This window comes from Methanosalsum zhilinae DSM 4017 (genome assembly GCF_000217995.1).
GTDB lineage: Archaea > Halobacteriota > Methanosarcinia > Methanosarcinales > Methanosarcinaceae > Methanosalsum > Methanosalsum zhilinae.
The window spans coordinates 1,450,168-1,472,180 of record NC_015676.1; the positions used below are offsets into that span (position 1 = coordinate 1,450,168).

At 36.3% G+C, this 22,013-nt stretch carries 24 protein-coding genes; 12 read left to right on the plus strand and 12 right to left on the minus strand.

Annotated features, from left to right (window positions below; genetic code table 11):
- Nucleotides 1-483: 483 nt before the first annotated feature.
- Nucleotides 484-1,281 carry a helix-turn-helix transcriptional regulator gene (locus MZHIL_RS06735; protein ID WP_449405385.1) on the plus strand — a complete coding sequence of 266 codons (798 nt, stop codon included), beginning with the start codon at nt 484-486 and terminating at the stop codon, nt 1,279-1,281.
- A gap of 120 nt (nt 1,282-1,401) precedes the next feature.
- Here the strand turns inward: MZHIL_RS06735 and MZHIL_RS06740 are convergent, their stop codons facing one another.
- Nucleotides 1,402-1,809, minus strand: a complete 408-nt coding sequence (locus MZHIL_RS06740) for a transposase (protein ID WP_342626850.1) — start codon at nt 1,807-1,809, stop codon at nt 1,402-1,404.
- 484 nt (nt 1,810-2,293) lie between these two features.
- Here MZHIL_RS06740 and MZHIL_RS06745 point away from each other — a divergent pair, with 484 nt between their 5' ends.
- Both MZHIL_RS06745 and MZHIL_RS06750 read left to right on the plus strand, forming a co-directional pair.
- A complete protein-coding gene (locus MZHIL_RS06745) occupies nt 2,294-3,049 on the plus strand; it encodes an archaellin/type IV pilin N-terminal domain-containing protein (protein ID WP_013898619.1) in 756 nt (251 codons plus the stop codon).
- Between the two features lie 350 nt (nt 3,050-3,399).
- Nucleotides 3,400-3,576, plus strand: a complete 177-nt coding sequence (locus MZHIL_RS06750; RefSeq protein ID WP_013898620.1) for an ATP-binding protein — start codon at nt 3,400-3,402, stop codon at nt 3,574-3,576.
- A 285-nt stretch (nt 3,577-3,861) separates the two neighbouring features.
- On the opposite strand, the gene MZHIL_RS06755 is transcribed toward MZHIL_RS06750, so the two are convergent.
- The gene (locus MZHIL_RS06755; protein ID WP_013898621.1) at nt 3,862-4,068 is read right to left on the minus strand and encodes a hypothetical protein; all 207 of its coding nucleotides are present in this window, start codon (nt 4,066-4,068) and stop codon (nt 3,862-3,864) included.
- Nucleotides 4,069-4,332: 264 nt separating this feature from the next.
- On the opposite strand from MZHIL_RS06755, the gene MZHIL_RS06760 reads away from it, so the two are divergent.
- The 6 genes from MZHIL_RS06760 (at nt 4,333) to MZHIL_RS06785 (ending at nt 10,097) form a co-directional block, all read left to right on the plus strand.
- Entirely contained in the window at nt 4,333-5,175 is an 843-nt protein-coding gene (locus MZHIL_RS06760) for a YihY/virulence factor BrkB family protein (protein WP_157209648.1), read from the plus strand.
- A 229-nt stretch (nt 5,176-5,404) separates the two neighbouring features.
- Entirely contained in the window at nt 5,405-6,064 is a 660-nt protein-coding gene (locus MZHIL_RS06765) for a metallophosphoesterase family protein (protein WP_013898623.1), read from the plus strand.
- Between the two features lie 124 nt (nt 6,065-6,188).
- Complete coding sequence (locus tag MZHIL_RS06770; RefSeq protein WP_013898624.1) at nt 6,189-7,412, plus strand: MgtC/SapB family protein; 1,224 nt, start codon at nt 6,189-6,191, stop codon at nt 7,410-7,412.
- Nucleotides 7,413-7,494: 82 nt separating this feature from the next.
- A complete protein-coding gene (locus MZHIL_RS06775) occupies nt 7,495-8,655 on the plus strand; it encodes a tRNA (guanine(10)-N(2))-dimethyltransferase (protein ID WP_013898625.1) in 1,161 nt (386 codons plus the stop codon).
- 102 nt (nt 8,656-8,757) lie between these two features.
- A complete protein-coding gene (locus MZHIL_RS06780) occupies nt 8,758-9,351 on the plus strand; it encodes a winged helix-turn-helix domain-containing protein (RefSeq protein WP_013898626.1) in 594 nt (197 codons plus the stop codon).
- A gap of 44 nt (nt 9,352-9,395) precedes the next feature.
- The gene (locus tag MZHIL_RS06785) at nt 9,396-10,097 is read left to right on the plus strand and encodes a DUF2110 family protein (protein ID WP_013898627.1); all 702 of its coding nucleotides are present in this window, start codon (nt 9,396-9,398) and stop codon (nt 10,095-10,097) included.
- A gap of 119 nt (nt 10,098-10,216) precedes the next feature.
- Here MZHIL_RS06785 and MZHIL_RS06790 read toward each other — a convergent pair whose 3' ends face one another.
- Nucleotides 10,217-10,969, minus strand: coding sequence for a V4R domain-containing protein (locus MZHIL_RS06790; RefSeq protein WP_013898628.1), 753 nt, complete (start codon nt 10,967-10,969; stop codon nt 10,217-10,219).
- 87 nt (nt 10,970-11,056) lie between these two features.
- On the opposite strand from MZHIL_RS06790, the gene MZHIL_RS06795 reads away from it, so the two are divergent.
- Nucleotides 11,057-12,103, plus strand: coding sequence for a class I SAM-dependent methyltransferase (locus MZHIL_RS06795; protein ID WP_013898629.1), 1,047 nt, complete (start codon nt 11,057-11,059; stop codon nt 12,101-12,103).
- Nucleotides 12,104-12,157: 54 nt separating this feature from the next.
- Here MZHIL_RS06795 and mch read toward each other — a convergent pair whose 3' ends face one another.
- The gene (gene mch / locus MZHIL_RS06800) at nt 12,158-13,120 is read right to left on the minus strand and encodes a methenyltetrahydromethanopterin cyclohydrolase (RefSeq protein WP_013898630.1); all 963 of its coding nucleotides are present in this window, start codon (nt 13,118-13,120) and stop codon (nt 12,158-12,160) included.
- 293 nt (nt 13,121-13,413) lie between these two features.
- Here mch and MZHIL_RS06805 point away from each other — a divergent pair, with 293 nt between their 5' ends.
- On the plus strand, nt 13,414-14,106 hold the full coding sequence (locus MZHIL_RS06805; RefSeq protein WP_013898631.1) for a 4Fe-4S dicluster domain-containing protein: 693 nt from the start codon (nt 13,414-13,416) through the stop codon (nt 14,104-14,106).
- 30 nt (nt 14,107-14,136) lie between these two features.
- Here the strand turns inward: MZHIL_RS06805 and cbiM are convergent, their stop codons facing one another.
- The 7 genes from cbiM to cobA all read right to left on the minus strand — a co-directional run bounded on the left by cbiM (nt 14,137) and on the right by cobA (nt 19,738).
- A complete protein-coding gene (gene cbiM, locus MZHIL_RS06810; RefSeq protein WP_013898632.1) occupies nt 14,137-14,751 on the minus strand; it encodes a cobalt transporter CbiM in 615 nt (204 codons plus the stop codon).
- Between the two features lie 207 nt (nt 14,752-14,958).
- Complete coding sequence (locus MZHIL_RS06815) at nt 14,959-15,663, minus strand: HAD family hydrolase (RefSeq protein WP_048815670.1); 705 nt, start codon at nt 15,661-15,663, stop codon at nt 14,959-14,961.
- 28 nt (nt 15,664-15,691) lie between these two features.
- A complete protein-coding gene (locus MZHIL_RS06820) occupies nt 15,692-16,978 on the minus strand; it encodes an MFS transporter (protein ID WP_245527532.1) in 1,287 nt (428 codons plus the stop codon).
- 271 nt (nt 16,979-17,249) lie between these two features.
- On the minus strand, nt 17,250-17,666 hold the full coding sequence (locus MZHIL_RS06825) for a universal stress protein (protein ID WP_013898635.1): 417 nt from the start codon (nt 17,664-17,666) through the stop codon (nt 17,250-17,252).
- Between the two features lie 45 nt (nt 17,667-17,711).
- Entirely contained in the window at nt 17,712-17,894 is a 183-nt protein-coding gene (locus MZHIL_RS10780; RefSeq protein WP_245527533.1) for a GYD domain-containing protein, read from the minus strand.
- 221 nt (nt 17,895-18,115) lie between these two features.
- Entirely contained in the window at nt 18,116-18,928 is an 813-nt protein-coding gene (locus MZHIL_RS06835) for a uroporphyrinogen-III synthase (RefSeq protein ID WP_013898636.1), read from the minus strand.
- 45 nt (nt 18,929-18,973) lie between these two features.
- Complete coding sequence (gene cobA, locus MZHIL_RS06840) at nt 18,974-19,738, minus strand: uroporphyrinogen-III C-methyltransferase (RefSeq protein WP_013898637.1); 765 nt, start codon at nt 19,736-19,738, stop codon at nt 18,974-18,976.
- A 434-nt stretch (nt 19,739-20,172) separates the two neighbouring features.
- Here cobA and gpgS point away from each other — a divergent pair, with 434 nt between their 5' ends.
- Nucleotides 20,173-21,408: a glucosyl-3-phosphoglycerate synthase gene (gpgS, locus tag MZHIL_RS06845; RefSeq protein WP_013898638.1), complete on the plus strand. Its 1,236-nt coding sequence runs from the start codon at nt 20,173-20,175 to the stop codon at nt 21,406-21,408.
- A 206-nt stretch (nt 21,409-21,614) separates the two neighbouring features.
- Here gpgS and MZHIL_RS06850 read toward each other — a convergent pair whose 3' ends face one another.
- Entirely contained in the window at nt 21,615-22,013 is a 399-nt protein-coding gene (locus tag MZHIL_RS06850; protein WP_013898640.1) for a DUF1699 family protein, read from the minus strand.

A 22,013-nucleotide genomic window follows, 5' to 3' on the forward strand; every position in this document is an offset into this window, starting at 1 on the left:
GGTTAATAAAAAGTGGACGTATACAAACGATTTATAAAATTTATAGAACGGTAAAGGGAATTGGATTTCAAAATGGGAAAACATAAAAGCTTTTTTAAAAATACTAGATGCACTACAATATCACTATAACATTATTTTTATTCCAATATGGCATGAAGAAGGAGGTACCCAATTATATGTGTTTCGCGTTCTAGTGTGTATATCTAGTGCAACCCACCGAGTTCCCCAACCCGCTCTTTTTAAGAGTGAGATATTTATTCTTCCCACCCATACAATAAAATAACACTTTTTGTACTTAATCTAAATCCTTTATAATTTAAAATTATTCTTTAAATTTTAAACCCATTATGATTTCAAAACTGAATTGAAATTAAATTATTGATGTTCATATATAATATTATGCAAAACTAGAAATCTATTATATCAAAAATTCTAATTTGATATACAATAAACTATAAATCCTTAGATAAATTATTTTACATGATGAAGAAATCATTAATTGATGTTTTGTTCATGTCTGAGAAGAGAAAAAAAGTTCTTCTATTGTTAATAGAAGAACCCAAAGAAATGAAACATCTTCTCAAATCTATTAATACTACCAGACAAGCTTTGCTTCCCCAGATGAGACTATTAGAAGAACACCATCTTATAGTTCAGTGTAACGGTAAATATGAACTAACTACAGTTGGAAATTTAATAGTCAATGAAATGATTCCTTTATTAAATACTATTGAGGTATTTGATAATAATATTGACTACTGGGGAACTCGAAATCTTAAAATCATACCAAAAAGATTTTTGAAAAGAACAAGCGAATTAAAAGGATGTAAAATGATAGAACCCAGTTTGGTGGATATATTCGAGGCTAATAAAGATTTTATTAAAAATGCTCAAAAATCCAGTTCATTATATTTTATATTTACTTTTATGCATCCCAGTTTATTACCACTTGCAATTCAACTTGTTAATAATGATATTGACATTTCGGTCATCATTAACAAAGATATGCTGCAAAAGATTGAATCTGAATTGTCTAATGAATTTAATCAGCTCATTAAAACTGGGAAAATTAAGTTTTATTTGTATCAGGAAGAGATTGGAATTTTATCCTTAGCACTAAGTGATGATTACTTAGTTTTAAGATTATTCTCTAAAACTTATTTTGGTAATAACAAATTCAGTAATGAACATGTCTTTTGCTCTACTTCACAAGCACATCAATGGGGTGAAGACCTTTTCAGTTATTACTTGAAAAACTCAACACTGATAGCTGAAATCTGAATAATAAATTTATGTTGAGCCTATTTCAAAACACCGGATACACCTTTTTCCAGCATATCATGAAGCATGCAATATCTAACAATCCTTTAAAAATAAGGTTAAGACGTTCATATCTCTGTGCTATTTTTCTAAATCTTTTTTCAGCCATCCAAATAATTTCTCTATTGCACCTCTTTTATGATACGATTCGTATTCAAACCGGGTAGGTCTACCTCTTGGAATCTTTTTCAGGTTTCTTGGATTTACTGGTATATTGTTCTTTATTGATCTTGATCTGAGATATTCACGAATATCCTTATTGTCATATGCAGAATCTGCAAGAACTTCTAAGGGTCTTGTTCGTGGTCTTCTACTGGATTTTAATTTAATGCTATCCATTACTTCAATGAACCTTTTACTATCATGTTCATTTCCTGGTAAAATGATAATTGCAAGAGAAAAACCGTCACAGGTTACACATGCATGTATTTTTATTCCATTTCGTTTCTTGTGGCCGTTGTAGGCGGTTGGTTCTCCCCTTTTTTTGATTCAATCAGGCTACTATCTACACAAACTGTTTCCAGTGAGAATACTTCTTTCTGAGACCATGTCTTCGGTCATCTCCATGCAGTTATAGGTGACCATAACATTCAGGCATATCTTACCATCTACAACCTGTAATCAGAACAAAAAAAATACCATTGATGGCCTTACGGTCATCTGTTCTCTTTTATCCAGTTATCGCTTGTGGAGGTAAATGCGGTTTAATGTATTTCCACTGCTCATCAACGAGTTGCCTAAACTCTATTCATTGCACTTCAAGCTTAATTAGTAAAAGTCGTGTTTATATTTTTGACACAAAACTCATTTTTTATTTTGGAACTGTTAAAAAAACAAACTGTTTATATATTAGATAAAACATATTGAATTTATTAGGATTTAAGTCCTTTATTATATTTGGGGAACGTATTAGATAAAAATATATCCAATTTATTGGGATTTAAAATCCTTTTAAAATTTTGGAGATATGTCAATGAAAGCAAATAGATGCACACATCTGAACGAAGATAAGAGTGCACAGGTAGGTATCGGTACACTCATTATCTTCATTGCAATGGTGCTTGTAGCAGCCGTTGCAGCCGCAGTACTGATCCAGACCTCTGGTGTACTGCAGCAGAGAGCACAACAGACAGGTGCTGAGGCAACTCGGGAAGTATCATCTAACCTTGATGTCAAAAATATTGAAGGAATTAGGGCGGCAAATGGTACAGGTGACAATGTTAACTTATCAGGAACAATTGATCTATTAAGACTACAAATAGGCCTTCAGGCTGGGAGTTCTCCAGTTGATATGAACCAAGTTGTGGTCACGATTAGTGATGGGAGTCATACAAATACACTTAGATACCTCAATGAAACTGTATTGAAAGATAATCATAAAGAGAACATAGAAAATATAATCAAAAATCATTCAACTGAGTTCTTTGCCCTCAATGATATTCGAGACCATGATAATTCATTTAATCAGAAAAATCCTGTAATAAATACTGGCGATCTTATTAACATGTATATCTCAACAGCCTATTCTGATGTCACCCACAACCATGAGTTGTCAATTGATTCTGCAGAGGTAGATGAAGGGACTGAGATTTCAGATTCTAAACTGAAATTGTCTCCAAGAACGCATGTTGAGATTATGCTGATTCCAGAAGCTGGTGCCCTTACACATGCAAACTTTGTTACTCCGTCTACATATGGTGTTAACAATATCGTTAAAATGTATCCATAAAGTTTAAATTTTTGTTTCCATTTTTTTTGGAAACATGTTTATTTATTTGATTGATTTTGATCTTTTAATTGAAAATCTGCCCACAAACAGGGTTTATTCTGAATCGAGATTAAAACTTTTTAATAAATTTACATTTTATATTGACTATTTTAAAATGTAAACTAAAACTCTCCAGAAACCATACCTGAATAATAATTGCAAATGAGTTTTTGTTGATTTAACTTATTCTCCATATATTCTTTTCAGAATAGAGAACATTGTTTCTACAAGGCTTTTATTGACTTGGTGTAATATCAATATAGTTTGATGAAATATTCATTTAAACTAACAAAAGAGAGGAGAAAATATACATGGTAGCAATAATAGATCCCGATAAATGCAATGGATATACACTGTGTGCTGATGCATGCCCCGTTGATGCAATTACGATCCGCGAGGATGACATTGCGATTGTTGATCCAGATATATGCACAGATTGCGGAGAATGTGTCGATGCATGTCCTGTAGGTGCAATTACAATAAAATAATGAAAAATAGGATTTCTCCAGAGCCTATGCTTGATTTCTTTTTACCTATTTCTAAATAAAAATATGAACTTTTACAGCAAAATAGTGACACAACCGATTATTAATACATTAACTCTATATAGCAGGAAAAAGATACTTTAATACAATAAAAAGTGAATATATCATTTATTGGGGTACAAAAAGAATATGAAAGTAAACTTCAAAACTTTCCAAAATAATTCATTTTTATCTTACTAAATTAAATCTAAATGATATATTAATATTACTTTTATACTCCAGCATGCATCAATTATTATAAGCATCAAATATCTGCCATATCCAGATAATTGGAGTGGTAATGTACCCAATCAAGATTATTGTCAGTGCACCGCTTATTGCCATTGCTATCCAGATGAAGATAGCTTTAAGAATTTGACCTTTTATTAGCTGTCCCAGTCCAGGTATAAAAAATGAAAGTAATGCAGGAACTCCATGCGTTTTATTGTCACCCATTCAACTTACCTCTCTCTATTTCTACTTCTATCTCAGCTTTTATTATTTTGTAACTGAATAAGATAACATAATACCAGAACTATAAACCTGTTGTTTTATACTCATATTTAGTGTTATTCTGACTTATTCAGGTAAATGAAGAATAGTAACTGAAAATACATATTTAAGCATGAACCTCTAAATAAAGTTAGGTACAGAGAATTTACAGCAAAATAGTCCATGACTTTTAAGCAATTTAGTGACGATATATCAAGACCTGGTTGTATGAAAGAAATAAAAAATATTGCTATAAAAACAGTGCAAAAATGGAAAGATAATGAGGGTATTACTTACAGTGCTGCACTTTCATTTATGGTATTGATGAGTCTTCCGGCATTGTTTTTATTCGTATTATCTATCAGCAGCTTCTTTTTAAGAGAAAAGGTTATCCAGGAATCAATTATACAATATATTTCCCCAGTTGCAACTGAATCAGCAATTGAATTATTATATTTACTTTTCCAACAGATACCGGATACTGACATTATTTCTTTGAGTCTGTTAATAAGCTTTATTTTATTTTTGTGGATAGCGAGCAATCTATTCATACAGTTTCAGAAGACCATTAATCGCATGTGGGATGTATCTTATGAGAGCAACAGCTGGTATGATAAGGTTATAAGAAAAAGGAAAGCTGCTTTTGTTGCAGTATTCATATTTACGTTCCTGGTTGTGATGGCAACTGCTTTTGAGGTTCTATTTTTCAGCATTTCACCACAACTTAAACAATTTTTACCAATATCCTCCTGGTTAATACAGCTCATAAGTTCAGCATTTAATTTTTTAATCCTTGTACTCTTTTTAGTTTATCTTTACAGAGTACTTCCTGATACAAAAATGGATTACAGGTATATTGTACCAGGATGTTTTTTTACAGCAGTCCTTATTACATTGGGAAAATATGCTTTTAGTCTGTACCTCAGGTATTCCAGTCCTGCAGGATTGTATGGTAGTATAGGCTCATTAATTGCGATTTTCCTCTGGATATACCTGTTCTCGATTATTATAACGATCATGGTGGAATTTACAAAAGTATATGCAGATTATGAAAAGGAAAATAAAATATAACAAAGCAGAAAGCAAGTCAGAATCTATATGTGATATAAATCCTTAAATAAGTCTAATGAAAGCAAATGCTATAAATGATCATATATCTGGATAGCTATGTAAATATTTGTAGAAAATTTTAAAATTATAAATGCAGTATTTAACTTCTCCTAATAGTCTTAAGCATTGGTCCTCTAAAAGCAGATTTAACCTTAACAATCAACAATATTTGTTTAAAAGGTGATACTCTATGAAAATTCTTGCAATTGCAGATCCCCATGGAAATTATTCAAAGATCAGTCCTATTATTGAAAAGGCAGGTAAAGTTGATCTGGTACTGATAGCAGGTGATATTACAAACTTTGGTCCCGATGAAAATGCAAGCGAGCTCATTGGAATGTTTCAGGTGCCTGTAATGGCAGTACCAGGTAACTGTGATATGGAAAGCATACTTAATACCCTTGAAAGGTCAGATGCTATCAGCCTGCATAACAAGCATAAATGTATTGACAATATAACATTCATCGGTCTTGGAGGATCAAATCCAACACCATTCAATACACCATTCGAACTTGATGAGGAAGAGATCGAACAAAAGCTATTAGATCTGATAGCTTCAGCAAAATTAAATTCTGCCAGCAAATACCGGATTCTTCTCAGCCATGCCCCTCCACATGAAACACTGGATAGCGTTGGAACAAATCATGTCGGAAGCCGCTCCATTCGAAATGTTCTTGACCAATTTGATCTTGTTGTGTGTGCCCATATCCATGAATCCAGAGGAGTTATGAAGCATAATGAAACATTTATCCTGAATCCGGGAATGGCATGTGAAGGATATGCAGCCCTTATATATATAGATGATAAAACAGAAACAAAAGATATACAGATAGAACTTATAGAAGCCTGAAATTCATACACTTCAAATTAGAATATATGAATATAATGATGGGGGCATAAACTTAGAAAATTTTCTTTATTCAATCGGAATTGACATTGTACTTTCAGAATCACTCCAGAAACTTGGCCTTTCGTTGCTAATAGGCATTCTGATCGGAATTGAACGGGAGCACTGGAGGAGTGAGAAAAAGGTATACGCAGGTGTTAGAACATTTGCAATTACAGCAATAAGTGGAACAATTGCAACCATAATATCAGAAGTGGTGGGAATTGAGATACTGTTCATAGCTACTTTTTTTGTTGCAATGGTCTGCCTTCTAATGATATATTCCATAAACGTTTTGCAGCAGGGATCGGGGCTGACAAGCGGTATAGCCCTCTTCTCAACCTATCTTCTTGGAATACTCGTTGCCAAGGAATATTTTCTTTTCTCTATAATAGTTGCTATTGTTATAACATTTCTGCTGATAGAAAAAAGGCACCTTCATACCTTTGCAGAGAATCTGACTGAAAAAGAGATACTTGGTGCTGTCCAGTTTTTGGCTGTATCTTTTATATTGTATCCGATACTACCTCAAGAACCTGTATTTGGTGTTATCAATCTAAGATCTGTGATAATGATCGTATTACTGGTATCCACAATAAGTTTCATAAGCTACATATTCCTTAAAAAATTCGGTCCTCACGGAGGAATACCATATTCTGGATTTTTTGGAGGTTTTGTTAGCAGTGAAGCCACAACCGGAGCACTTTCTTCCCTTTCAAGAGTAAAAGAGGGACTTATCAATTCATTGTTTGTAGGAATCCTGCTGGCAAATCTGGCAATGCTTGTAAGTAATCTTATAATTGCATTCATTGTTGATACCAGCGGAAGAACAACCCTGATGATGTTGCCACCTCATCTGATTATGATAGCAGTTTCAATATATATCATAAAAAAGCAAAGACTCGCACCTACTTCACTTAAAGAAACAATTGATCTTGAATCACCATTTGCACTAAAACCTGCATTTAAGTTTGGTTTGATATTTATGGTTCTGATGGTAACTGCAGATGTAGCAAACCAGGTTGCAGGTCCTGCCGGAATATATGCAACTGCTCTTGGAGGAATCATTAGCAGTTCTGCAGTAACGGCATCTGTTGCATCCCTTGCGATCCAGGGACATATATCCTATATTGCTGCAGCTGAAACAGCAGTTACAGCAAGCATAATAAGTACATTCAGTAAAATATTATTTGTCCGTTCAACAGGTACCATTGAGTTGTTCAAAAGCTCAAAAAGTACATTTCTGCTAATAGGAGCTGCAGGTGTGGCCTCGCTTGTCATATGGGGATACCTGTTAAGATTTTCAATATAAGCAGGTATATTTCTAATATTTGATATTAGCAATAAATAAGACCATTAAAGTAAAATAACAATTTTATATCTAATACTATCAAATGAAAACAAGAACCGTTATAGAAGGAAATACAAGGGTGGAGGTTCCATTATCTGAAGACAGTTCAGGTATTTCTTCACCTTCAACCGTTTTTTATAATCCTGAAATGGAGCTAAACAGAGATATCACCGTTGCCGCAACTCTTGCATATGCCCTGACCATTTCAGATGAAAAAGGAATACCATTATCTGAAATAAAGTATATTGATGCCCTTTCAGCATCCGGGATCCGGGGTCTCAGGGTTGCGAATGAGACTGGAATCAATACAACATTAAATGACTGGAGCAATGAAGCCTATGAATTCATACTGAAAAATATCGAAATGAATGACCTTGCAGAAAGGGTCATTGCAACACGAAAGAATGCTAATGTTGCCCTTCATGAAAATAAATATCACATAGTTGATCTGGATCCTTTCGGAACCCCTGCACCATTTCTAAATGCTGCTTCATCCTCCACAATTAGTTTTCTGGAAGTAACCGCTACAGATACGGCTCCACTATGCGGAGCACATCTTAAATCGGGGATAAGAAAATATTCATCCGTACCTCTAAACAACGAGTATCACAGTGAAATGGGAATAAGGGTGCTAATCGGAAAGATTGTACGAGAATTTGCCAGCAATGACAAAGCCATCTATCCAGTTTTATCACATGCAACCAGACATTACCTGAGAATTTATGCAGAAGTCAGGCGTGGTGCTAAGAGGGCAGACCGGATGATGGAAAATATGGGGTTCATTGAGAATTGTCAACATTGCGGATTCAGAGAGCCACTATACGGTCTTGCAGTACACTCGCAATATGAGTGTCCTTCATGCAAAAGCCCAATGAGCATAGCTGGCCCTCTATGGCTTGGGTCATTGCACAGCAGAGTGTTCTGCAATGGCGTTCTGGAACAAATAGATGCCCTTCAGCTGGGGAAAAAAGACGCTGCAAAAAAAATAATTACACTTTGCAGGGAAGAGCTGGATATACCCATGTTCTATGACCAGCATGTAATGTGCAAACAGATAGGTATATCTGCCCCTGGTATGGATTCACTTATCAATAAACTTCTTGAAAAGGGATTTAATGCATCCAGAACTCATTTTAGTGGGACTTCTTTCAAGACCAATGCCCCTGTAAATGACATAAAACAAATAATGCGATCACTGGATTGAATGAGCCTGCCATTAGCCATATAGTTATAGAAAAAAATATATAATAATGTATATGTTACTGAGTTATATTACTACATTAAGCTAAATCCAGCGAGAATTACTATGAGAAAGGAACATCCAGAACACCTTTTCTTACAGGAAAAACCCACTCTTGCATTACTGGCCATATGGTCATTCCAGAAAACATATGCATCAGTTATTGCAAAAGAGATAAATTCAACCTTTGCCCACACAACTAAAATACTATCAAAGATGGAAGATGCGGGTCTGGTAACTACCAGCATTGAAGGAAGAATAAAATACGTAGAACTCACCCTTCACGGACACCAGGTCGTTGATGCCCTGAAAAATTTGATACTGGTTCTGGAGAACAGGAACCCAGACCAGTATAATTTAACGGATGGGGGATCTGAAAGTCATATCTTTCAAGCTGAAAATAACGGACAGGTAATCAATAAAACCTTCAAGGGAAAGGTCAATCATCTGAGATTGAAAATCGAAAATATATATAAAGGACTACTTGAAAACGACGTAGACCCGGAAACCATAGCTCGCAAGCTGGGTCCATTTAAGAGAGATTTGCAGATACTGGAACAGCAGATGGATACAGCAGACAATATTGATGAAATCGACCGCCTTTCCCTTATTGATGCTAAGAACCGACTGGAAGAAATGATCCGCAAAGACAATAACTAAAGACCTCTACAAGCCAAATAAAATTACCAAAGGTATCTATTATTATGAAAACTGTGACTATACTCCTCCACATATACGGAAATCGCGAAAGGGCAATACATTCTGCTGAAACACTTCTTCAAAATGATCTTAATGGACTGGAAGTATCATTTTCAGTAACTGAAGACAAAAATGGATGGACACATCTGGAGTTGTCAGGAGAAGATGAAGAGTTTGCTGTGAACCTGTTGGTAAAAAAGTACGGGCAACCAGCAAAAAAGGCAGAAACTGATAAATCATACCGGGGATACGTTAAATCTGTTGAGGATGATGGAATTATCGTAAATATCGGGACACATGTCAGAATTGGCCCTGAAGAACTTAAGTCACTGGGAACCGGTACAGTTAAACAGAAAGCATCACGCTTTTCAATCATACCACATCTACCGGTATCGATCAAAATTATTCAAAAAAACAGTAGTACCGGATTGGCTTCGCCTACAAAGGAGCAGGAAGATGTGTGGTGGACATGGAAAAAATCAATTTCTGACAGGGTTATTGTTAATTCCGTAACTCGCTCTCAACTAAAAGCTGCCATTAAGAAAACAGGACATGAGCGCGACATTTATGGAATTGAAAGAATAGGTTTAATGGAACATGCAGTTGTATGCCGGGAAAATACCGATGGTCCAGGTATTGTTTCAGAGATTGGTCCATTGCTGGATGCAGACATCGGAGTGATAATCGGTTCCGGAACGGCCAGATAAACAATTCAACTTTTGAAACAGGAGTCTCCTTTAGTAATGGAAGGGTAGTTGACTTATTGTAAAACTATAATATAGATCCTGGAAATTTTATCTAAAAGAATAATCTTCAGCGGGCCGGCTTAAAGGGTAAAATCGGGACATACCAAAAACAAACAATGGTCATGACCTGTGCCACAACACTCAATTTCCCTTACTTTCAACTTTTTATTTAAGCTTTCAAAGAAAATTCCTTCAAAAATACCTTCTTCAAAAAAGCACAGTTTTCTATTCACACGGGGCATTGTCCTGCATCCAAAACAGTCACTAATTATCAATTGTACAGGATCACCATCAACCATTGAAAGGTTCCCCAGTCCATTTTCCTTCCAGAAGAGAGCTATTTCTTCTAGCAGATCATAAAAGTTAGAGGATTTGAAATTCAAAGCAATATGCCTTCCAATATCAGATCCAATCTTTCTTGATATTGGCCTGTGATTAATTCCGTATGCTTCAAATCCAAATCGCAATGCATGGAAAATAGATATGAAAAAATCGTTTTCACAGATAAGATCTTTTGAAAAATTATGCAGCACACACTGGTAATGTTTGATCATAGGCTCCTGAGAATGAGCCATGCAGTGGGATTTTAATACATATATTTTTTTTCTACGGTCATTTGAATCAGGTTTTTCTTCTACCAGATTGCAGGAGTTTAGATCTTTCAGATGCACCGAAACCGTAGATTTTGCTTTTCCTGTATATTTAACAAGTTCCTCAAAGGTTTTTGGGCCATCCTTTAAGAATTCTAATATCTGTAACTTCACTGCTCCGTTTAATGCAATGAATCCATCAACAGTCGAAAACAGTGCAGTATAATCCGGTGAGTGCGACATTAATTGAATAATGGTTCAATAGATATATAAAAGTTCGTAGATAAACGAATATTTAAATGTGATTAACGCTTATACCAGACTCCACCAATGTATGAGATAAAACCAGAATATCATCAAAATAAGGCAATCCGGGTACCTCTGAAAAGCGCAGAAGTTGTGAGGAAAATGCTTCTGGAATGTAACCTAATTGATAGGTCCAGAAAGATTCAGGTAAAAGATATCAATAATGAAAGAATACTGGAAATTCCTGTCAAAGGAGATGTAGAAGGATACATTACAGTTGAACAGGACGAGCCAGAGCATTACTTCCAGAAAATCTCACTTAAGGATAGATTGGATGGAGAACTGGAAGAACATGAACTACAGCTCCTGCCATCAGGCTGGCAGATTATAGGAGACATTATTATAGTGAACATCCCTGAAAAAATATGGGATAAAAAATATCTGATTGCTGCATCTCTACTTGATATGTATCCCAATTGTAAAACGGTTATGCAGGATCACGGAATCAAAGGTCAGTATAGAACACCTGATAGAGAGATTATTGTCGGATCATGTACAGAAACTGTCCACAAAGAGAACGGCTGCTTATTTAAGATGGACGCTACAAAGGTCATGTTTTCTAAAGGAAATATGGCTGAAAGAACTTTGATGTCTGCATACGGCGATGATGAAACTGTTGTGGATATGTTTGCCGGAATCGGTTATTTTACCATTCCTATAGCCACACATGCAAACCCAGAAAAAATCGTATCAATTGAAATGAACCCTATGGCCTACGAATATCTTCTTAAAAATATAAAATTGAATCATGCAGAAAATATTGTTGAACCCCGAAATGGTGATTGTATGGATGTTACACCAGAGGGAATAGCTGACAGAGTGATCATGGGGTATGTGGGTACTACTCACAAATATTTAAAGCCTGCAATAAATGCAGTTAAAAGCGAAGGAGGAGTCCTTCACTACCATGAAACTGTTCCTGAGGACCTGATATATAAAAGACCATTTGAGAGAATTGAAAATGCTGCCCGGGGAAGTGGTAGATATGCTGAAATTCTGGAACTGCGAAAAATAAAAAAATATTCTCCCGGGGTATGGCATGTGGTTGTTGATGCCGCCATTAAAGATTGAGCAGCCCGATAAAAAAATATACCACCATCATATGGTGGTTGGTATATCTGTGGATCACAGAGATTCGATTCCAAAGGATTCAAGCAAAATATCAGGATTGATCTTTCCACTGGTAAATGTCTTCTGGCTTGCCAGATCATTTACAGTGATTTTAGCCGGAGCAAACATTCCTGCATCCACTTTGAAAAAGTCAAAATCCGCCTCTTTAAATGTTGTATAGAACGGCTTACCATAGTCCTTTGATGTTACCGATGGAGTCTTCTGGACAAAATCCTTCAGTTTTTCAGTATCTTCATATTCTACAGTATAATAGGTCTCACCACAGTAAATAACACAGTCATTGGTGGATCCCATACATTTAGTATCATCACCTACTATTGGTGCTATTGGAGCAACTCCAAACCCACTTTTAATGCTATTTATATCAAATCCTATAGATTCGAGCTTGTGGATGCCGGTTTCAACAACACGTGCTGATATCTGTACCGAGCCTGCTATTGATGCTGTAGGTGCCACTGCTATGAATACATTTTCAGGATCCACACTGCAATGTTTTGCTATATACTCAACCACTTCTTCATTGGGAATCTTGTTTGATTCCATAACCAGGACTGCTGCAGAAAAGTCGTCCTTGTAATCAATTTCTTCATATAGTTCTTTTGGCTTGAGTCCAAGGGATCGGGCCGGTCCTGAACCCATTCCAAAATATTTCCCAACTGATATCCGCCATCCTGCATACTGGGATGCCATACAGGCTATTGTTGGAAGATCTGTAGCTACCTGGATTGCCGGTACAGGAATACCATTTAGATCAAATTTTGTATAATTTATATCTGCAAGATCTGCAAGGCACAGGCGTGAAAGATACATACCTGCATCATATCCACCTTCCGCATTCACACCACAATCTATAACGATCGCTCCGTTTTCAAGTTCCTGTGACTCAACTTTAAGTTCTTCTTCCCAGTCGAGCATTTCATCTATTATATAAAGTCCCTTTTCATTGACACTTACCATGGTTAACCATCCTGATATTATCTAATTGCCTTTGAATTGATAGATTAGGATATATAATTGACGATTTTTTTTGAATAAGAACAGCTTGTTCCATAAACAAAAAAATGGTTTGTGTATAATTGAAATTACCATAACCTCTAATTAATCATTAAGTTTTTACTGATTCAGATAAAATTATCAACTCTGAACCTGAGCAGATATTTGTAGAAACCGAATTTGCATAATATTCAGGAAACTTTAACAAATTTAGATACATTTCCACAAAATATTCATTTCAAAAGGAGCTGATGCAAATGAAGGATATTACAAAGTCTTTGATAGATAATGCCTTTGCCTCAGGAGTTGATTTTATTGGTATTACAGACCCTTCCTGTTTTGAAAAAAAAGATTACACCGGGAACAGGCCGCAGGATGTAATGCCGGATTTGAAATCGGTTGTTATTCTGGGCGTGGCTGTACCAAAGGGATCTTTTAATACTCTACCAGAAGGCAGAGCTGAATACACTAATACACTTCTGGCAGCAACTGCGACCCTGAGAATTGTTGCATATCGTCTTGCCCGGTTAATTGAAAGTAAAGGATACATGGCAACAATCTCTCCGAGTGAAGGAAGCGAGTTTGGGTACTGGTATGCAGACCGCCGAACCCTTAAAGCAAATTTTTCTTTCAAATACGCTGCTTATCATGCAGGACTGGGAAATTTTGGTATGAACCATCTTCTCATCACAGAGGATTTTGGACCTAAAGTGCGTATGACTGCACTGCTTACAGATGCACCTCTTGAAAGTGGAACAGCAGAGCTACCCTTCATAAATCAGGAGTGCAAAAACTGTATGAAATGCATAGAAATATGTCCTGCCAAAGCCCTTACATCAGAAGGAACAATTCACAGAGAAAGATGTGCAGAATATATGTTTAATGAACTTGGTGGACTACGTTGCGGTCTCTGCATAAAAATATGTCCACTTGAAAACATCAAACAATGAAAAGAGCACTTTTATGAAAAGCTCAATCCCTTATAGTTTTATTGACAGAAGTTCAGGTTTAACTTTTGCAATATATAGAACAACAGAACCGGTAAGGATACCTTCTATCAGTATAAGGGGTAGATGTGCCACAACTGTAACTTTCGCAAGACCAAAGAACTCTGATCCCATCAATATCAGTACCATTACTGTAAAAAGAGCTGACAGACCTATTGCAAGTCCCCCACAAACTAATCCAAGAATCTTTACTGATACTCCGTCTTTATATCCCCTTTTGAAGATATAATACACTATTATCGAAGGTATCCCTAAAAGAGCTGCATTGATTCCCAGGGTAGTGATCCCACCGTGCTGGAAAATGAATGCTTGAAGAATAAGTCCAATAAACATCGAAATGTATGCAATTGGACCAAGTACAATTCCCATAAGTCCATTAAGCATAGGATGAGCACTTGTAGGACCCAGCGGAAGATGAATCAGGGATACAACAAAAAATGCAGCTGTCATGATTGAAAATTTAGGAATTTCTTCCGCTATGTTGGCGTTACTCATTTTCAATCTGAATATCAGGAGCAGGAACACAATAGTAATCGCCCAGCCTGCTGCAATAATGGGTGCGGATAGTACACCATCTGATATATGCATACCTATTCCTCTTTTTGGCAATAAACAATTCAATTATTTAGTTGAGGAACTTTATATAAATAATTTCTATTATGGGAAATATATATTATCTATAGAGATTAGAACGTGAACATCATAAAAATAACTTGGATCCTCTCCATTAAAGGGCGGGGATCAATACATCAGGGTCATATTCAGTATAGAATATATTACAAGCTTTATGGGTAATCACACTTTAGTATGATTCATACATTTGATTATCGATATCAAGTCTATAATATCGGTAAGAACATGATCTGGTTGAAGCAACACATCATAACTACTGTTTTTATCCCCATATGCAGCATATGCGGTTAGCATCCCGATTTTCTTTGCAGGCTCAATGTCACGCCTGATACTGTCACCTACGAACATTACTTCCCGGGGTAAAAAATTAAATTCATCAAGTGCATAGCGAAAAACCTCCGGATCAGGCTTTTTAGCTCCGGATATATCACGGGTAATGACCTTATCGATCAGATCACATATTCCAGCTTTCTTCAGTCTTTTGAGAGCGTTTTTTTTATAAGCATCAGTAACTATTGCAATTGAAATGTCCATCATTTTCAGAGATTCAAGCGTTTCAATGACATTTGGATACAGCCGGATGTTATCAATTGTTACCTTCCCATATATCTCACAGCATTTTACATATAGTGATTCTGAAAAAATTCCTTTATCCACCATATAGTCATGGATATTGCCATGGTGTTCAAAATGATATTTCCTCCTTAAAAAATAATTGAACATATCTTCAGGATTACCGCAGCCTATATGATCGATCATATGTTCACAGGCAACCAACTTAGCTTCAACAAAATCAAAAAGTGTATTATCCATATCAAAATATACACCTCTTGGAGCTCTATCCCTGGAGTTTAGTTCTTGCTGCATATATATCAAAACCTTTCCAGATAAATGATTACACTTTTTTGCAGGGTTCATTAAAAGATATCATCCTGAAAGATAAAACAAACACACAATATATTATTATCGCTGAAATAAGAAATGCTGCAGACCCAGCTAATTCGTACAGCAGTCCACCAGCTATAAGGCCTGATATACTGGCAATGCTCATGATACCGGTAGATGTACCCTGTACAGCTCCCTGATACCTGTTACCTGCCAGTGTGGATAGGATTGAAAGGACTGAAGGCCACATAAGTCCATTACCGGCTGCAAAGAAGATCAGCGCCACATAGGTAAGGATTATTTCTCCAGGGTAGAGCAGCAAAAAATTAATACCTAATATAAAACTGCCTGCAACCGCCAGAATGCCTTCCGAATATTTTTTTGAGATCCTGCTAAGAATTGGCCCCTCCACAGTGGCCATCATGAGGCTGAGCAGTGAAAAGTATATTCCAAGGTTTACCATATCCCATTGAAGAACCTCGATTGCATGTACCGGAAAAGATGTGTAGTATATATTAAATCCAAGAAATATCAGGAAGTAAATAAGGAACATATACGGGATATGGTCTAATTTCATCACATCAGCGAACATGATCCTGTTAACCTGTCTGCCTGAAGTACATTCTCTAATTTCCAGTCCCATTGCATTCCTGAAATCCTTTTTCTGGGGAATATCATTAATCACACATTTTCTGGACTCAGGAAGTAGCAGGGCTATAAGAAGTATCCCAACAAAAGATATTATCACAGCCGCCAGCACAGGTAGTATTTCCGCATAAACAGTAATACTCAATATTCCCGCTATTGCAGGACCCGCAATAAATCCAAGATTGGTAGAAACAGACATTTTACCAAAGCTTTCATTTCTCTTTGATTCAGGTGTGATATCAGCAAGATAAGCATTGGCTACTGATACATTACCTCCGGTGATTCCATCCAGAGAACGAGCAACAAAAAGCAGTATAAGAGGAACAGTGATTACAAAGCTGCCTAAATATTCTGAATCAACGTTCGATATAGCAACAACAGGTATAACAAGAGCTACAAGGAATATCATCCATGAGATAAAGGTCCCAACCTGGCTTATCAATAATATTTTCCGTCTACCATATATATCAGACCATCTTCCCAGCAATGGTGCTCCTATAAGCTGAAATGCTGGATACATAGCAGCTATCAGACCATAGATTATAGCATTTCCTCCAAAGGCCTCTACCAGAAATACCAGAAAAGGAAGAACAAGACTAAAGCCCAGGGTACCTATAAAATTTACAAGAAGTATAGGATATAAAGACATTCTGAACTTATCTGATAACATTATTTCACGGATCAATTTTATACAAGTTCTATTTTTTATATGTGAGGAATCTCAAATTAGCCCAAAGAATTCTTTTTTAAAAAAATAATATTTACCGATGGTTTCCAGTAAAAAAATTGACCCGTGTATCCGGGCTTTAAAAATATTGATTAACCGACCTTTTGGGCGATTACTATAATGAAGGAATCAATAGAACTATGAAAAAAATAGAAGCAAAAATGCTCCACATCTATTGTACAGACAGATATTTTCAGATCTTCGGTACAACCATAACAGGTTTTTTTGAATGACGGACGACGTTTTCAGCTACACTCCCCAGCATAAACCTCTTTATACCAGACATGCCCTTTGTACCCATGACTATCAGATCAGCATCTTTTTTTTGTGCATAGTCAATTAGCATTTCTGCTGGGTTTCCTATTAAAATGACTCCTTCAACACTGACATTCTCTTTATTTCCCTTTTCTTCAACATAACCAACTATTTTTTCTGCCTCATCCCTGAGCTCAGAGTCAACTTCAGTTTCCCAGGCAGCATGAATTACATGTACTGCATCTACTGAAGCCCCCATGGACCCGGCTATTTTAATACCAGTTTCCACAGCATATTTAGAATTATCTGAACCATCTGTTGCAATTACTATTTTTTTAAAAAATGATTTTTCCATAATCTTGTCCCTCAGAGTTTTAGGTTTAAAAGTATTGTACAGATTTTATTCCATATATCCACTAAACTCATCTACAGGTATAGCAGTGTAAGTTTGAGTTCTTATACTTCCACGGGATGCAAGTTCAACCATAGCTCTGGAAATTGCAGTTTCATCCTTTGCTTCCACAATATTGAGAAAATCAAAATTACCAAGTATAAAGAACTGTTCCAGGACTTCCACACCCATTTATTTTAATTCTTCATTAACTTCTTTGATTCTCTTTGGATTTTTCTTTAATGTTTCTGCCCCTTCATCGGTCAGTCTGGAAATTATCACATATTTTGTCATATTATCTGCCTCCCTATCCCCGTTAACTTATGTATAAATTTAAATCTTGTCTATTAAGATATATATTTTACTGCATAATCCAGTATTTTCGAAGCTAAATCAATCAATAAATAAATATTTCAGCAGCTATCCGGATCACACAGGTATTGTCTAATTTTCTTCAGCACTTCTTCAAATACATAATTATCAGGAATCAGGTCCACCTGGATATTGTATTTGTTCAGAGTTCTGGCAGTAGGTTCACCTATTGCTGCAACTACTGAACTGTTAAGAGAAGAGATTATTTTGTCTGTTAGACCCAGTGATTCTGCAAGCTTGAAAAAGCTGTGTACCATCATGGAGCTTGTAAAAGCAAAAGCTGAAATCTGGCCATTTACTGCTGACTCTATCAGCTCTTTTTGATCTTCGCCAGCCAGCATACGAAGAGTATATACATGGGTCTCAAAGACCTCTGCACCACAATCTTTCAGACCTGATACAAGTTCAGGTGCACCATAAGAACTTCTGGGAATTTCAATGACCCTGTTCTTCACTGAGGAGCATAGGTGTTTTACCATCCCCTGGGAACTGTAAACATCGGGTACCGAATATGTCCGTATTTTATATTTCTCAAGTTCCCGGCGTGTATTAGGACCAATTGCCACAACTTTTGTAGTATTGAGGGCATCTATAAACTCCTGCTTCCTGGATTGGGCCAGTTTCTTAAGTGTAAATACAATTCCATTTGCACTTGTAAATATAACATAATCTGACTTTTTTTCAAGTACACGTTCTATGAAAGGATCAAATCCTTCATCTGTATTATCCACAAGCTCAACAAATGGAACTGCCAGAGGATCAAAACCCATTGATCTGGCAAGTCTGGAAGATTCATCCAGATATCTTTCAGGTCTCATAATAGCAAGAACTGGACTGTCATTTTCTTTATTCATTGAAAATCTCCACCTCATTTCCGGATTACCCAGTAAACTATGTAATCAACAATGGTCTATGCAACCAAGTATTTTGTTTATTTCAACAACATTTCCCACTACAGTGATAGCAGGAGCTTTTACTCCTCTTTCTCTGGAAATGTTTACAATATTTTCCAGGTTTCCAGTAGTCAAACGCTGATCCGGACGTGTACCTCGTTCAATGATTGCAACAGGTGTTGAAGGGTTCTTGCCATATTTTAGAAGCTGTTTGACATTCTTTTCAAGCATCTTGACACCCATCAGTATCACAATTGTACCTTCAAAACCTGCCAGATATTTCCAGTCAAGAGCAGATTCTTCTTTAGTAGGATCTTCATGTCCTGTCATAAATAATACCATGGATGCATAATTACGGTGTGTAAGGGGTATGCCTGCATATGCAGGTACAGCAATCGCAGAAGTAATCCCTGGAACAGTTTCAAATTCAATACCTGCATTTACAAGTTCCTCTGCCTCCTCGCCACCCCTGCCGAAAATATAAGGGTCGCCCCCTTTTAGCCTTACAACCATATTACCTTCTTTTGCTTTTTTAATTATGAGCTGGTTGATCTCTGTCTGAGACAGGCGATGATTGCCGGCGTATTTTCCTGCATCGATCTTTTCGGCCCCTTGTGGAAGGGAAGCGATAATTGCCTCTCCAGGAAGCTGATCATAAATAACAACATCTGCAGAGTCAATCAATCTTCTAGCCTTTATTGTAAGAAGTTCCGGATCTCCAGGGCCGGATCCTACCAGATAAACTTTACCTTTTTTTTCCATGATACTCATAATTCCTTCTGTTTTTTTGTATAATGCAATATACCCTATTAAAATAAGTGGTTTCCTATCCTCTCTGATATTATAGATTCACACACCGGTTCAATATATCCAAAAATCTTTACCTTTCAGGATAATATCTGTGATCTTAAAAAATTGGTTTAAATCATTTAACTGTATATGATGAAGTGCCAATACTTCCGGATATTTTGTTTATTCTTTCAGTAGAATTAACAAAATCCGGACATCTTTCCATTAAATAATTAAAGACGAATTATAGATAATAATTTTGTTCTTCTCAGGAAAGGATTTATATTATCTCACCAATTTCTTATTACATCTATAATCTGTTTTCTGAATGGGAGTAGAGAACGCAGATTTAAAACATCATAAATTGACTATTATCAATTAGACCAAGGTTACATTTAAGTTAAGGGGTTTTGAATATGGATTTTTTACAGGAAGAGATTACCACAATCCACGATTTTTGCTTTGATACTGATAAGATCGATCAGAAAATGAATGATCTAACACTTACAAGACCGGTTGTCCTCATAGTTCCAATACTATATAGTGAAATAAAAAATGAGCCATTGCACAATATTGTCGACCAGTTGAACAAATGCAGTTATATCAAACGAGTCATCATACCACTGGCAGCCGATAATTGGGAGGAATATTTTGAAGTTCTTGAATTTTTTGAATTCCTAAAAGTCCCTCATATGGTTATATGGTGTAATGGTCCAAGGGTTGAAAATATCCTTAAAAATATGAAAGAAAAAGCACTGGATATAACTTCATTCAAGGGTAAGGGCAAGGATGTATGGATTGCAATTGGTGTTGCAAGTCTCAACAGCTATGCAATAGCACTCCACGATGCAGACATTGTCAATTATACAAAAGATTTTCCTTCAAAGTTGCTGTACCCTATAGTTAACCCTGAGATGGACTTTTTTTTCAATAAAGGATATTACGCCAGAATAGACCCTGAGAATAAGATAATGTATGGCCGGGTTTATCGCCTTTTTGTGCGTCCTTTGATAGAGGCCCTTAGGATTGAAGTGGGATATCAGTCTGAGTTGCTTCAGTATATGCAGGCATTTAGATATCTTCTCTCAGGAGAATTTGCAATGACGACCGATATGGCGCTCAACATTAGAATTCCGGGAGATTGGGGGCTGGAAGTTGGAATTCTTGCAGAAATGTACAGAAACGCCACCCTTAAAAGAATATGTCAGATAGACCTTGGTTTTTATGAGCACAAGCATCAGCCTCTTGGAAAGAGTAAGGAGGAAGGACTTCGTAAAATGTCCAGAGATATTCTCACAACCCTTTTAAGGGTAGTCAGTGAAACAACAAGTGCAAGCAGTCAGGAAGTTTCCATTCCATTTCTGCATAGTGTCAGGATCAAATATAAAAGGATGGCACAGGATCTTATAAGGCAGTACAACACTGACGCTCTCTGCAATGGGATAAATTACAACAGACATATGGAAGAGAGATATGTAGATGTATTTGCTGAAATAATTATGAAGGGAGGGGAAGAGTACCTGGACGATCCGGTAGATGTACTGATGCCCGACTGGAAAAGGGCGCTTTCAGCCATGCCTGACCTCAGGACAAGGATTCAGGAAGCAGCTCTGGCTGATGCAGCAGAATATGAAAAATCATCTGCTGAATGAATTAAGACAGTCCCTCCACCCACCATTTCATAGCAATGAACTAAATATATGATCCGTGTTTTAGTGATCAATTTTTTCAGATATAATAATAATTCAAAGCCATATATCTGATAGAAATACACCATTATTATTAAATCCAGAAAAATATTTTGCATATAGTGGAGGTAATGGAAAAGCCGGGATAATTAAATGAATGTATCCACAGCTTATTCATTTTCCAGTATATATATTAACATATCCTCATTGATCTTGGTCTCCCGTGAGAGTTTCTCAATAATCTGTGAGTCAGATTTTCCTTCATCCCGAAGAGCATTTATTTTCTCTTTTATTGTAGGAGATACTGTGTAGTATTCATTTATGTCTTTTCGGTGACCCCATACATCCCCTTCAATCAGTCTGATCCCCTGCATTTCAAGAAACATTTCAATTGATTTGGATACGGTCCTTCTGTAAGATCCGGGTAACTGAATAACTTCAACATCAGGACATCTTTGCACAAGTGTAAAAATATCTTTATTGGATGGCCTGAATGCAAGGTGTATAACTTTCTCTCCAGGATTGAGTTCCTGAATTTCATTTCTTGAACTAACCACTCTTATTTTCAT

What these genes read in the sequence shown, in the direction of transcription:
- MZHIL_RS06750 (WP_013898620.1), top strand. Translation starts at nt 3,400, where the DNA reads ATGGTAGCAATAATAGATCCCGATAAATGCAATGGATATACACTGTGT.
- MZHIL_RS06835 (WP_013898636.1), bottom strand. Translation starts at nt 18,928, where the DNA reads ATGAATAAAGAAAATGACAGTCCAGTTCTTGCTATTATGAGACCTGAA.
- MZHIL_RS06775 (WP_013898625.1), top strand. Translation starts at nt 7,495, where the DNA reads ATGAAAACAAGAACCGTTATAGAAGGAAATACAAGGGTGGAGGTTCCA.
- cobA (WP_013898637.1), bottom strand. Translation starts at nt 19,738, where the DNA reads ATGAGTATCATGGAAAAAAAAGGTAAAGTTTATCTGGTAGGATCCGGC.
- MZHIL_RS06760 (WP_157209648.1), top strand. Translation starts at nt 4,333, where the DNA reads ATGAAAGAAATAAAAAATATTGCTATAAAAACAGTGCAAAAATGGAAA.
- MZHIL_RS06755 (WP_013898621.1), bottom strand. Translation starts at nt 4,068, where the DNA reads ATGGGTGACAATAAAACGCATGGAGTTCCTGCATTACTTTCATTTTTT.
- MZHIL_RS06780 (WP_013898626.1), top strand. Translation starts at nt 8,758, where the DNA reads ATGAGAAAGGAACATCCAGAACACCTTTTCTTACAGGAAAAACCCACT.
- MZHIL_RS06795 (WP_013898629.1), top strand. Translation starts at nt 11,057, where the DNA reads ATGTATGAGATAAAACCAGAATATCATCAAAATAAGGCAATCCGGGTA.
- MZHIL_RS06820 (WP_245527532.1), bottom strand. Translation starts at nt 16,978, where the DNA reads ATGTCTTTATATCCTATACTTCTTGTAAATTTTATAGGTACCCTGGGC.
- gpgS (WP_013898638.1), top strand. Translation starts at nt 20,173, where the DNA reads ATGGATTTTTTACAGGAAGAGATTACCACAATCCACGATTTTTGCTTT.
- MZHIL_RS06735 (WP_449405385.1), top strand. Translation starts at nt 484, where the DNA reads ATGAAGAAATCATTAATTGATGTTTTGTTCATGTCTGAGAAGAGAAAA.
- cbiM (WP_013898632.1), bottom strand. Translation starts at nt 14,751, where the DNA reads ATGCATATATCAGATGGTGTACTATCCGCACCCATTATTGCAGCAGGC.
- MZHIL_RS06790 (WP_013898628.1), bottom strand. Translation starts at nt 10,969, where the DNA reads ATGTCGCACTCACCGGATTATACTGCACTGTTTTCGACTGTTGATGGA.
- MZHIL_RS10780 (WP_245527533.1), bottom strand. Translation starts at nt 17,894, where the DNA reads ATGGGTGTGGAAGTCCTGGAACAGTTCTTTATACTTGGTAATTTTGAT.
- MZHIL_RS06745 (WP_013898619.1), top strand. Translation starts at nt 2,294, where the DNA reads ATGAAAGCAAATAGATGCACACATCTGAACGAAGATAAGAGTGCACAG.
- MZHIL_RS06785 (WP_013898627.1), top strand. Translation starts at nt 9,396, where the DNA reads ATGAAAACTGTGACTATACTCCTCCACATATACGGAAATCGCGAAAGG.
- mch (WP_013898630.1), bottom strand. Translation starts at nt 13,120, where the DNA reads ATGGTAAGTGTCAATGAAAAGGGACTTTATATAATAGATGAAATGCTC.
- MZHIL_RS06825 (WP_013898635.1), bottom strand. Translation starts at nt 17,666, where the DNA reads ATGGAAAAATCATTTTTTAAAAAAATAGTAATTGCAACAGATGGTTCA.
- MZHIL_RS06805 (WP_013898631.1), top strand. Translation starts at nt 13,414, where the DNA reads ATGAAGGATATTACAAAGTCTTTGATAGATAATGCCTTTGCCTCAGGA.
- MZHIL_RS06765 (WP_013898623.1), top strand. Translation starts at nt 5,405, where the DNA reads ATGAAAATTCTTGCAATTGCAGATCCCCATGGAAATTATTCAAAGATC.
- MZHIL_RS06850 (WP_013898640.1), bottom strand. Translation starts at nt 22,013, where the DNA reads ATGAAAATAAGAGTGGTTAGTTCAAGAAATGAAATTCAGGAACTCAAT.
- MZHIL_RS06815 (WP_048815670.1), bottom strand. Translation starts at nt 15,663, where the DNA reads ATGCAGCAAGAACTAAACTCCAGGGATAGAGCTCCAAGAGGTGTATAT.